Annotated in this window: 11 protein-coding genes; 5 read left to right on the forward strand and 6 right to left on the reverse strand. The window is 63.2% G+C overall.

Annotated elements, in window-relative coordinates; translation table 11 throughout:
• Nucleotides 1-159: 159 nt before the first annotated feature.
• From mutM to radC, 4 genes are all read right to left on the reverse strand, one after another.
• Nucleotides 160-975, reverse strand: a complete 816-nt coding sequence (gene mutM / locus ACRC0P_RS00720; RefSeq protein WP_438627521.1) for a bifunctional DNA-formamidopyrimidine glycosylase/DNA-(apurinic or apyrimidinic site) lyase — start codon at nucleotides 973-975, stop codon at nucleotides 160-162.
• A 130-nt stretch (nucleotides 976-1,105) separates the two neighbouring features.
• A complete protein-coding gene (gene rpmG, locus ACRC0P_RS00725; protein WP_183460242.1) occupies nucleotides 1,106-1,261 on the reverse strand; it encodes a 50S ribosomal protein L33 in 156 nt (51 codons plus the stop codon).
• 35 nt (nucleotides 1,262-1,296) lie between these two features.
• Nucleotides 1,297-1,533, reverse strand: coding sequence for a 50S ribosomal protein L28 (gene rpmB / locus ACRC0P_RS00730; RefSeq protein WP_438627523.1), 237 nt, complete (start codon nucleotides 1,531-1,533; stop codon nucleotides 1,297-1,299).
• Nucleotides 1,534-1,841: 308 nt separating this feature from the next.
• Nucleotides 1,842-2,516, reverse strand: coding sequence for a RadC family protein (gene radC / locus ACRC0P_RS00735; RefSeq protein ID WP_438627525.1), 675 nt, complete (start codon nucleotides 2,514-2,516; stop codon nucleotides 1,842-1,844).
• Nucleotides 2,517-2,612: 96 nt separating this feature from the next.
• On the opposite strand from radC, the gene coaBC reads away from it, so the two are divergent.
• From coaBC to slmA, 4 genes are all read left to right on the forward strand, one after another.
• The gene (gene coaBC / locus ACRC0P_RS00740) at nucleotides 2,613-3,824 is read left to right on the forward strand and encodes a bifunctional phosphopantothenoylcysteine decarboxylase/phosphopantothenate--cysteine ligase CoaBC (RefSeq protein WP_438627527.1); all 1,212 of its coding nucleotides are present in this window, start codon (nucleotides 2,613-2,615) and stop codon (nucleotides 3,822-3,824) included.
• 12 nt (nucleotides 3,825-3,836) lie between these two features.
• The gene (locus ACRC0P_RS00745) at nucleotides 3,837-6,212 is read left to right on the forward strand and encodes a phosphomannomutase/phosphoglucomutase (RefSeq protein ID WP_438627529.1); all 2,376 of its coding nucleotides are present in this window, start codon (nucleotides 3,837-3,839) and stop codon (nucleotides 6,210-6,212) included.
• A gap of 56 nt (nucleotides 6,213-6,268) precedes the next feature.
• Nucleotides 6,269-7,222: an acetylglutamate kinase gene (argB, locus tag ACRC0P_RS00750; RefSeq protein ID WP_438627531.1), complete on the forward strand. Its 954-nt coding sequence runs from the start codon at nucleotides 6,269-6,271 to the stop codon at nucleotides 7,220-7,222.
• Between the two features lie 142 nt (nucleotides 7,223-7,364).
• Entirely contained in the window at nucleotides 7,365-7,970 is a 606-nt protein-coding gene (slmA, locus tag ACRC0P_RS00755; RefSeq protein WP_438627533.1) for a nucleoid occlusion factor SlmA, read from the forward strand.
• Between the two features lie 49 nt (nucleotides 7,971-8,019).
• On the opposite strand, the gene ACRC0P_RS00760 is transcribed toward slmA, so the two are convergent.
• A complete protein-coding gene (locus ACRC0P_RS00760) occupies nucleotides 8,020-8,637 on the reverse strand; it encodes a hypothetical protein (protein ID WP_438627535.1) in 618 nt (205 codons plus the stop codon).
• A gap of 17 nt (nucleotides 8,638-8,654) precedes the next feature.
• On the reverse strand, nucleotides 8,655-9,314 hold the full coding sequence (pyrE, locus tag ACRC0P_RS00765) for an orotate phosphoribosyltransferase (protein ID WP_438627536.1): 660 nt from the start codon (nucleotides 9,312-9,314) through the stop codon (nucleotides 8,655-8,657).
• A 128-nt stretch (nucleotides 9,315-9,442) separates the two neighbouring features.
• Between pyrE and ACRC0P_RS00770 the strand changes: the two genes are divergently transcribed.
• Nucleotides 9,443-10,210, forward strand: a complete 768-nt coding sequence (locus tag ACRC0P_RS00770; RefSeq protein WP_438627538.1) for an exodeoxyribonuclease III — start codon at nucleotides 9,443-9,445, stop codon at nucleotides 10,208-10,210.
• Nucleotides 10,211-10,426 lie beyond the last annotated feature (216 nt).

Here is a 10,426-nt window from a genome sequence, read left to right on the forward strand (position 1 = left end):
CCTTAAGTCGAAAATCGGCATATTTGTAGGATGGGCAAAGCGTAGCGTGCCCATCAAGGTCCCGGAAGATGGGCACGTCGCTACGCTCCTTTGCCCATCCTACGACCGAAACAACGCTTAAGGTAGCGGTATTAGGGTCTGCGCTGAATAGAGAATCTTTCAGCGCTGGCAGCGGCTGCAGAAGAAGGTGTTGCGCTGAGCCAGGATCAGGTCGCGGATCGCGCGGCCACAGTCGGGGCAGGGCTGGCCGGCGCGGCCGTAGACGTTGAGCTGCTGGGCGAAGTAGCCGGGTTGGCCGTCGCCGCCGATAAAGTCGCGCAGGGTGGTACCGCCCTGTTCGATAGCGCGCGCCAGCACTTCCTTGATGGCGTCGGCCAGGCGCAGGTAGCGGGCGCGGGAAATGGAGCCGGCGGCCTTGTCCGGGCGGATACCGGCGAGAAACAGTGCCTCGCTGGCGTAGATGTTGCCCACTCCCACGACGATGCGCCCGTCCATGATCAGCGCCTTGACCGCCTGGCGGCGGCCGCGGGAGGCGGAAAACAGATAGTCGCCGTGAAAGTCGCCGGACAGCGGTTCCGGGCCCAGGTGGGCGAGCAGTTCGTGTTCCGCGGGCTCTCCGCCGGTCCACAGCAGGGCGCCGAAGCGGCGGGGATCGCGGTAGCGCAGGATCGGGCCGCTATCCAGTTGCCAATCGATATGATCGTGTTTTTCCGCCGCACACTCCGGACCTACGAGGCGCAGGCTGCCGGACATGCCCAGGTGCCAGATGGCGCAGCCCCGGTCGGTGTGCACCAACAGGTATTTGGCGCGGCGCTCCAGACGCAGAATCTTTGCGCCGGAAATACGCCTCTCGAACCCCTTCTCCACCGGCCAGCGCAGTCGGCGCTGACGCACCCTGGCCGAGCGCACCGTATGCCCCTCCAGGTGTGGAGCCAGGCCGCGGCGGGTGGTCTCTACTTCTGGCAATTCCGGCATGCCCCTCTCCCCCAGCCCCTCTCCCCAAAGGGGAGAGGGGAGCTATTCTTTCGGGTCCCGAGTCCCCAACATCCAGCCACAAAAAAGCCCGGCAATAACCGGGCTTTTCCGAACTGTACAGGACAGACAATTACTTGATCTTGCCTTCTTTGTACATCACATGCTTGCGGACAACGGGATCGTATTTCTTGATCTCCATTTTTTCCGGCATGTTGCGCTTATTTTTGTCAGTAGTGTAAAAGTGGCCGGTTCCGGCGCTGGAATTCAGGCGAATTTTCTCACGCATTGTTCTGTCTCCGATCTCTTAGCGGACTGCCGCCGTTAAACTTTTTCGCCGCGGGCGCGCAGCTCGCTCAGCACGTTGTCGATACCTTTCTTATCGATCACGCGCATACCTTTGGCGGATACCCGCAGCTTCACGAAGCGCTTCTCGGACTCGACCCAGAAACGGTGGCTGTGCAGGTTGGGCACAAAGCGGCGCTTGGTGCGGTTTTTAGCGTGGGATACATTGTTACCGGTGACCGGGCGCTTACCGGTGACCTGACATACCTTGGACATCTGATGGCCTCTTCAAAACTCTCGAGCCCGCTGTGACGGAGCGGTGCGGGGACTGATTAATCCGGTTCCTGGGCGGACGCGGTATCTGTATAGAATCTGGCCCGGCCGCAAAAGAGCGGCGTTTTATACCAGAAGAGCCCGTGGGGGGCAAGTTCTGAACAACATAATCGGCCTGTTGGAGCTTGCCTGCAAGCGAACAGCTACGGAGCTCCGCCCTTTTCGCCTGCAAGCAGGCTCCTACAGAGAGCTGAGTGCCAGGCCAGGCACCGCATTCCGCATTCCGCATTCCGCATTCCGCATTCCGCATTCTAAATCAGCCCCTGCTCGGCAAAAGACAGCGCCGCCCCTTCCCCCACGATCATATGGTCCAGCACCTTGATGTCCATCAGCTCCAGCGCCTGGCTCAACCGCTCGGTGATCCAGATGTCCGCCTGGCTGGGCTCGCTCACTCCGGAGGGGTGGTTGTGGGCCAGGATCACTGCCGCCGCGCCCTTGTGCAGCGCCGCCTGGACCACTTCCCGCGGGTAGACGCTGGCGGCGTTGAGGGTGCCTTCGAACAGCTCCTCGAAGGCGATGACCCGGTGCTGGCTGTCCAGGTAGAGGCAGCAGAACACCTCGCGCCGGCGGTGGCGCAGCTGCGCGGTCAGGTAGTTGCGCACCGCATCGGGGCTGCGCAGGGCATCGGCGCGCTGCAGGGATTCCGCCAGGTGGCGGCGGGCCATTTCCAGTACCGCCTGCAGTTGCACATACTTGGCATCGCCCAGACCTTTGCCGCGACAGAACTCCCGCTTGTCCGCCTCCAGCAGCGGGCGCAGGCCGCCGAAATCCACCAGCAGCTGGCGGGCCAGGTCCACCGCCGAGAGCCCGGGAATCCCCGTGCGCAGGAAAATCGCCAGCAACTCCGCATCCGAAAGCGCCTCCGGCCCCCGCTCCAACAGTTTCTCCCGCGGCCGCTCCGCCGCCGGCCAGTCCGTGATCGCCATGGTCTCCCTCCCGGTTTGTCCTTATTCGCGGGGCACAGAAATGCTAATCTTACCCGCTCTCCCGATTTTGGAAATATTGTTTCGGAAACCGCGCCTATGTCCTCCCTGGCCGACAAACACATACTGCTGGGCGTCACCGGCGGCATCGCCGCCTACAAGAGCGCCGACCTGGTGCGCCGCCTGAAGGAGCGGGGTGCCCGGGTGCGGGTGGTGATGACCGCGGGCGCACAGGAGTTTGTAAAGCCGCTCACCTTCCAGGCCCTCTCCGGCGAACCGGTGCACACCGACCTGCTGGACCCGGCGGCGGAAGCGGCCATGGGGCATATCGAACTGGCCAAGTGGGCCCAACTGATCCTGATCGCCCCGGCCAGCGCCAATCTGATGGCCAAGCTGGCGGGGGGCATGGCGGACGACCTGCTCACCACCCTGTGCCTGGCGAGCGAGGCGGAGCTGGCGCTGGCGCCGGCGATGAACCAGGCCATGTGGCGCCACCCGGCCACCGCCGCCAACAGGCAAACCCTGTTGAACCGCAACACCCGCATCTGGGGACCGGCGGCGGGCAGCCAGGCCTGTGGAGACGTGGGCCCCGGGCGCATGCTGGAGCCGGACGCCCTGGTGACGGAAGTGGAGGCCCTGTTGGCACCGAACCCGTCGCTGGCGGGCAAAAGGGTGGTGATCACTGCCGGCCCCACCCGCGAGTCGCTGGACCCGGTGCGCTTCCTCAGCAATCACAGCTCCGGCAAAATGGGTTTCGCCCTGGCCGCCGCCGCGCGCCGCGCCGGCGCCGAGGTCACCCTGATCGCCGGGCCGGTGTCCCTGGCCACACCGCCGGGGGTCAGGCGTATCGACGTGATCGACAGCCGGGAGATGCGCGATGCCGCCGAGCGCGCCGCGGACCTGTGCGACCTGTTTATCGCCGCCGCCGCGGTGGCAGATTTTCGTCCTGCAGCGGTGGCGGAGCAGAAAATCAAGAAGCAGGACGGCAGCGAGGAAGACGTCCTGGCGCTGGTCAAGAACCCGGATATCGTCGCCGGCATCGCCGCGCGCAGCAGCCGGCGCCCCTTTACCGTCGGCTTCGCCGCGGAGACGGAAAAGGTACTGGAGCATGCCCGGGACAAGCTGGTGCGCAAGAAACTCGACCTGATCGTCGCCAACGATGTGAGCACGGAGGACGGCGGCTTTGACAGCGACCGCAACGCCGTTACCGTGATCGACAGGACCGGCAGCGAGGTCCTGCCACCGGCATTGAAAACGGAACTGGCCGAGCGGCTGATCGAAATCATAGCCGCCCGGGCATTTGCACAATAATTGGAATCTTTCGTGTCTTCCCGCAAACAAAATCGTCAACCCCTGATTCACAGTGGCCTGCTGTTGCCGGCCCTGCTGGCCGCCGCGGTCTGGCTGGGCGGTGCCCACCTCGTCGAGCGCAATATCATCGCCCCCCGCAATGCCGCGCAGACCGAGGAGGCGGCCCGGCGGCAGGGAGAGGAGTATGCCGCCGAGCTGAGCCGCTATTTTGACAGGCGTGCCCGGCAGCTGGAGAGCATCGGCAAAGGCGGTCACACCCCCGTCGAATTACAGAAGAGCGATGCCCTGCCGCCGCAGGCCTCCGCGCAGTTTTTTGCCGACGGCGGGGTACGCGTCGGCGCGGGAAATAATCCTCCCCTCAATTTCGCCCTGGTGGATCTGCTCAAGCGCAGCCAGACAGAGGGCCCGCAGCCGGCGGAATTCCTGCGCACCGGCGCCGGCGACAGCTGGCAGCTGCACAGCGCCGTTGCCGCAGAGGGCGGGCTGCTGCTGATCACCCAGCCTTTTTCCACCATTGAAAAAGCCCTGGAGAAATTCGACAGCGGCGACATCGACGGCGCCCTTGCCGTGGTCCAGAAATTTCCCGACGGCATACCGCAGACACTGTGGCGGGCGGGGCAGGGCAACGGCGGCAGCACCAGCGCGTCGGTCAGCGGCAGCTACCTGAAGGTGCAGTTCCAGCCCTCCGCCAGCTTCGCCCAGCGCCACGGTCTCGGGGCGCACTGGTGCTATATCGCCGCCGCGCTCGGGCTGTTGGTTTCCCTGCTGTTGCTGCTGCGCTTCCTGCCCCGCAATGCCCCCGCGCCCTGGGAACGCATCGACAATAGAATGAAACAACACAGGCGCGGGGGGAAACCCGACCACGCGGAGCCGGAAGCCGGGCAGATCCAGCCGCCACCGGAACCGCGGGAGCCCGTTCCCGCGCGGCCCGTCACCGCGCCCGACGCACGCGAAGAAGTTGTGGAAGAAGCTCCGGCGAAATCCCGGCCGCCACTGGGCACCGACTTCCCCCGCCACGTGTTCCGCGCCTACGATATCCGCGGCATAGCCGGCTCGGAGATCAACGAACCCTTCGCCTACCAGTTGGGGCGCGCCCTGGGCACCCTGGCCCAGCACGCGGGGGAGAAAATCCTGCTGGTGGGGCGCGATGGCCGCAACAGCAGCGAACTGCTGACCAGCTGCCTGATCGAGGGAATCCTCGACAGCGGCTGCAACAGCATCGATCTGGGCCTGGTACCCTCACCGCTGCTCTACTACGCCTGCGTCCGCGGCAAAAACACCAGCAGCGGAGTGATGGTGACCGCCAGCCACAATCCGGCGGACTACAACGGCTTCAAGATCCTGTTGCGCGGGCGTCCACTGGCCGAGGACAAGCTCTCGGGACTGCGCCAACTGATGCAAAAGGGCCCGTTCAAAAGCGGACAGGGCAGCAACCGCCAACAGGATGTGCGCGAGAACTATATCGAGCAGATCTACAACGACGTGGCGCTGGCGGGACAACCGCACCTGGTGGTGGACGCCGGCAATGGCGCCACATCCCTGTTGGCGCCGGGGTTGTTCGAACAGCTGGGCTGCGCGGTCACCCCGCTGTTTTGTGAAATCGACGGAGATTTTCCCAACCATCCGCCGGACCCCTCGCGACCGGAAAACCTTCAGGCCCTGATCGAAAAGGTAACCGAGACCGGCGCCGACCTGGGCGTGGCCCTGGACGGCGACGGAGACCGGGTGACCCTGGTCTCCGCCTCCGGGCGCATCGCCTGGGCGGACCAACTGGTGATGCTGCTGGCCCGGGACGTGCTCGCGCGCAACCCCGGCGCAGATGTGGTGTTCGACGTCAAAAGCAGCCGCGCCGTCGGCCAGTTGGTGAACCAGTACGGCGGCCGCCCGATCATGTGGAAGACCGGCCACGCCCCCATGAAAACCAAAATGCAGGAAACCGGTGCGCTGCTGGGCGGCGAACTGTCCGGGCATATTTTTATCAAGGACCGCTGGTTCGGCTTCGACGACGGCATCTACGCCGCCGCGCGCATCCTGGAAATCATGGCGCTGCGCGAGCAGAGCCTGGACGACTTGCTCGATTCTCTGCCGCAGCTGGTAAGCACCCCGGAAATTCTTTTGCCGGTGGAGGAGGGCGAGAAATTCGCTTTGATCGAGCAGCTGAAAAACACCGGCGAGTTCGACGCGGCGGATATCAACACCATCGACGGCCTGCGCATCGAGTACGCCGACGGCTGGGGCCTGGTGCGCGCCTCCAACACCGGCGCCGCCCTCACCCTGCGTTTCGAGGCGGAAACCGAGGAAGCGCTGGAGCGCATCCGCAAGCAGGTGATGACCCAATTGAAAAAAATCGATCCCAAGCTGGCGGTACCGGACTGGCAGCTGGTCTAGAAACCCCGGAACACTTTCGGTGCGCACGGCGCACCTACGGACAGGAACTTCCCTTTATGTCATTGGATCAGAAATCCGCCCTACGCGTCGCCCAGGTACTGAACGAGGCGCTGCCCTATATCCAACGCTTCACCGGCAAGACGATAGTGGTGAAATTCGGCGGCAACGCCATGGTGGATGAAAAGCTGCAGAACAGCTTTGCCCGCGACATTATCCTGATGAAACTGGTGGGCATGAACCCGGTGGTGGTGCACGGCGGTGGACCGCAGATCGGTGAGCTGCTGGACAAACTCAGCATCGAATCCCGCTTCGTGGACGGCATGCGGGTCACCGACAGCGAGACCATGGACGTCGTGGAAATGGTCCTCGGCGGCACGGTGAACAAACAGATCGTCAACCTGATCAACAACAACGGCGGCCGCGCCGTGGGCGTGACCGGCAAGGACGGACTGCTGATTCGCGCCAGGAAACTGCAGCGGGAAAACGCCGCCGCGGGCTTGCACGCCTCGGAAATTATCGATATCGGCCATGTGGGCGAAGTGGAGAGCGTCAACACCGATGTTATCGATATGCTGATCCACAGCGACTTTATACCGGTGATCGCCCCCATCGGCGTGGGCGAAGACGGCGCTTCCTACAATATCAACGCGGATCTGGTGGCCGGCAAGATCGCCGAGTACCTGCGCGCCGAAAAGCTGATGCTGCTCACCAATGTGGCGGGCCTGCAGAACAGGGAAGGCGAAGTGCTCACCGGCCTCAGCACCCTGCAGGTGGACGGGCTGATCGCCGACGGCACCATCTACGGCGGTATGCTGCCCAAGATCGCCTGCGCTCTGGACGCGGTGAAATCCGGGGTTACTTCCGCACATATCATCGACGGCCGCGTCCCCCACGCGGTGCTACTGGAAATTTTCACCGATACCGGTGTAGGCACCCTGATCACCAACAATGGCGCGCAATCACAGGCCCAATTGCCGGATAACATTGATGCGCGCGAGACAAATCGCTAGGATTCCCGCGCCTCTCTCAGCCGGCAGAGCCGGCGGCGGCTCCCGCTTAGGGCCTGTTTGGAATTCTGTGCACAACTCTCCGGACCGAGAGAGAGATTCCAGACAGGCGCTTACTCTCAAAGGCATAACAACAAGGCAGTCAATGAGCAGCGAAAAAATCAACCGGCGCCAGCAGATACTGCAGGCCCTGGCGCATATGCTGGAAGCCAGTCCCGGCGCCCGCATTACCACCGCGGCCCTGGCCAAGGAAGTGGGCTTTTCCGAGGCGGCGCTGTACCGCCACTTTCCCAGCAAGTCCAAGATGTTCGAGGGCCTGATCGAGTTTATCGAGGACACCGTTTTCAGCCGCGTGTCCCTGATCCTGCAGGAGGAACCCTCCGCCCTGGCGCGCTGCCAGAAGATCCTGCACCTGCTGCTGGCCTTCTGCGAGCGCAATCCGGGCATCACCCGGCTGCTCACCGGGGATGCGCTCACCGGCGAGACCGAACGGCTGCACGGCCGCATTCTGCAGTTCTTCGATCGCCTGGAAACGCAGTTGAAACAGATCCTGCGCGAGGCGGAGCTGCGCGAGCAGCTGCGCCCGGCCATTCCTCTCGGCGGCGCCGCCAACCTGCTGCTGGCCAGCGCCGAAGGGCGCATCGTGCAGTACGTGCGCAGCGGCTTCAAGCGCAAGCCCACCGAGTACTGGACGGAGCAGTGGCCGGTATTGATGGCGGGATTCTTTCGCGAGACGGCGCTGGTGCAGTAGGTAGGGTGCGCCGCGCGCACCGATCGAGCAACGGTGCGCGCGGCGCTCCCTACTCGGAGATTTCCGCGTAGCGGCTGGCGGCGCGATTAAACTCTTTGTTGAATCGCTCCGCTTCTGCCTCGCGCCGGCTCAGGCGCTCCTTCAACACCCCGATTTCCTCTTTCAGGTCGGCGATACGCGCCAGCAATTCCGGTGCCACATCGCGGCCGTTGCGCTGGGTGCGCGCGGCGGCGTTTTCTTCCTGCTCAATTTGTCGGCCAAGGCTGGTGATGTTGGAGCGCATGATCGCCATATCCTGTTCTATCACCGCCAGTTTGCGCGAGCGCGCGCTCTCGATATCCGCCACGCTGTTGTAGCGCTTGAGCAGTTTGAGATCCTCTTCCCGCTGCGCCTCCCGGCGCCGCCGTTCCGCCAGTTCCTCCCCGCTGGGCTGAGGCGGCACTACTTTGAGCACGCGCCCGGAGAGGTTGAGAACTTCGTAGCCACCGGCTATGTAGCGGGGCGGCACCAGGTCGTCCAACACCTGGACACCCTGCTCATCCTTGTAGCGGTAGAGCACCTTGCCAGTGAACTCGAAATCCCCCTTTTTTGCGGCCTGCCCCCATACGGGGGAGCAGGCGGCAGAGAGCGCGAGGATTGTGGCAGGCAACAGGGGGGCGATCTTCATCGCTCTTCTCACAGGGGCTAGTCGGGTTTTCCGGAGACACCGTAGCGCCGCCGATAGTCCACTATTTTCTGCAGGGCCCCGCTGTCTTGCGACGCCTCCCGCAGGTAACTGATAATGTGATCCAGCTGCACGATGCTGATCACCGGGATATTGTACTGCCGCTCCACCTGCTGGATAGCGGACAGTTCACAGTCCTCGCCGGCCTTTTCCTGCCGGTTCAGGCCGATCACCACACCGGCGGGCTCCGCCCCCTGCGCGGCGATGATTTGCATGACTTCGCGCACCGCGGTGCCCGCCGTAATTACATCATCGATGATCAAAACCTTGCCAACGAGCGGCGCACCCACTAAGGTTCCGCCTTCGCCGTGACCCTTGGCCTCTTTGCGGTTGTAGCAGAAGGGCTTGTCCACGCCTTTTTCTGCCAGCGCCACGGCGGTGACCGCTCCCAGCGGTATGCCCTTATAGGCCGGCCCGAAGATGACATCGAACTCCACTCCCGAGGCCATAATCGTCTCGGCATAGGCCCGCCCCAGTGCCGCCAGCGCGGCGCCAGTGTGGAATCGGCCGGCATTGAAAAAATAGGGGCTGCGGCGGCCGGATTTCAGTGTGTAATCGCCAAAACACAGCACCTGGTGCTCCAGGGCCAGTTGGATAAAATCGCGCTGATACTGCTGCATGGAAATTTATTAACTATTGGCTAAGGTGAAGGGAGACTTCTCCACAGATGCCTGTCGGAGAATGACAGTCGAATAATGCTAGTGACAATGCGGGTAATCATACACAGTCCGCTGGTAAGGGGCTAATAATGCGAATAGTGAGTCTGTCGATAGACGGAGTGCACCAGGCGGCGCAGCGCGGTCTTTACGACTGGTTGGCGGATCAGGACGCGGATATCATCTGCCTGCAGGATCTGCGCTCGCTGGAGCCGGAACTGGACCACCCGATCTTCCACCCCGACGGCTATTACAGCTACTTTTTCGATTCCGGCAATCCCCATGAGAACGGCGTCGCCATCTATACCCGCTACCAGCCCAAGGCGCTGATCTACGGCATGGGCTTCTCCAACGGCGAGGATATGTACGGCCGCTATCTGCAGGCGGATTTCGAGCGCCTGAGCGTCGGCTCACTGCTGGCGCCGGCAGCCAGGGACGAGGCGTCGCTGGAGAAGAAGGTGCAGTTTTTCGACGACATGCAGGCGCATCTGGTAAAGATCAGCCGCAAACGCCGCGACTTTATCTTCTGCGGCAACTGGAGTATGGCCCACCGCCGTGCCGACGTGCAGAACTGGCAGGACTACCAGGACACCCCCGGCTTTATGCGCCACGAACAGCGCTGGCTGGACCAGTTGTTCAACGACATCGGCTATGTGGATGCCTTCCGCCGGGTTGTCAAAGACGCCGACGAGTTCACCTGGTGGCCCAGCGGCAAGGTGGGCGAGGGGGACGGGTGGCGCACGGACATGCAGATAGTGTCCCAGACCCTGAAAAACCGCATCGAGTACGGCGCCATCAATAAGAATGTGGACTTCTCCAGCCACCTCCCGGTGATTATGGATTACGACCTTGAAGTTTAATGCGGAGTGATGATTGCGGAATGCGGAATACGCGATCCAGCTGATTGCCGCCGGGACGGCCATAGGCCGCGCGCAGGCTGAAGGTTGGCAGCGAAAGCCTTGGAGCACAGAGGTAACTACTCACTCACAGGGAGCCTGCATTGGCTTAAGCGAGCCACCTTGTAAGAGCGGCGGGGCGGCCATCCGACATGCCCGCGATCGGGCTCTGTTCGCGGG

Origin of the sequence: Microbulbifer sp. (assembly GCF_051659245.1) — a bacterium.
In the GTDB taxonomy this organism is placed as follows: Bacteria; Pseudomonadota; Gammaproteobacteria; order Pseudomonadales; family Cellvibrionaceae; genus Microbulbifer.

What these genes read in the sequence shown, in the direction of transcription:
- slmA (WP_438627533.1), top strand. Translation starts at nt 7,365, where the DNA reads ATGAGCAGCGAAAAAATCAACCGGCGCCAGCAGATACTGCAGGCCCTG.
- ACRC0P_RS00760 (WP_438627535.1), bottom strand. Translation starts at nt 8,637, where the DNA reads ATGAAGATCGCCCCCCTGTTGCCTGCCACAATCCTCGCGCTCTCTGCC.
- rpmB (WP_438627523.1), bottom strand. Translation starts at nt 1,533, where the DNA reads ATGTCCAAGGTATGTCAGGTCACCGGTAAGCGCCCGGTCACCGGTAAC.
- coaBC (WP_438627527.1), top strand. Translation starts at nt 2,613, where the DNA reads ATGTCCTCCCTGGCCGACAAACACATACTGCTGGGCGTCACCGGCGGC.
- mutM (WP_438627521.1), bottom strand. Translation starts at nt 975, where the DNA reads ATGCCGGAATTGCCAGAAGTAGAGACCACCCGCCGCGGCCTGGCTCCA.
- rpmG (WP_183460242.1), bottom strand. Translation starts at nt 1,261, where the DNA reads ATGCGTGAGAAAATTCGCCTGAATTCCAGCGCCGGAACCGGCCACTTT.
- radC (WP_438627525.1), bottom strand. Translation starts at nt 2,516, where the DNA reads ATGGCGATCACGGACTGGCCGGCGGCGGAGCGGCCGCGGGAGAAACTG.
- pyrE (WP_438627536.1), bottom strand. Translation starts at nt 9,314, where the DNA reads ATGCAGCAGTATCAGCGCGATTTTATCCAACTGGCCCTGGAGCACCAG.
- ACRC0P_RS00770 (WP_438627538.1), top strand. Translation starts at nt 9,443, where the DNA reads ATGCGAATAGTGAGTCTGTCGATAGACGGAGTGCACCAGGCGGCGCAG.
- argB (WP_438627531.1), top strand. Translation starts at nt 6,269, where the DNA reads ATGTCATTGGATCAGAAATCCGCCCTACGCGTCGCCCAGGTACTGAAC.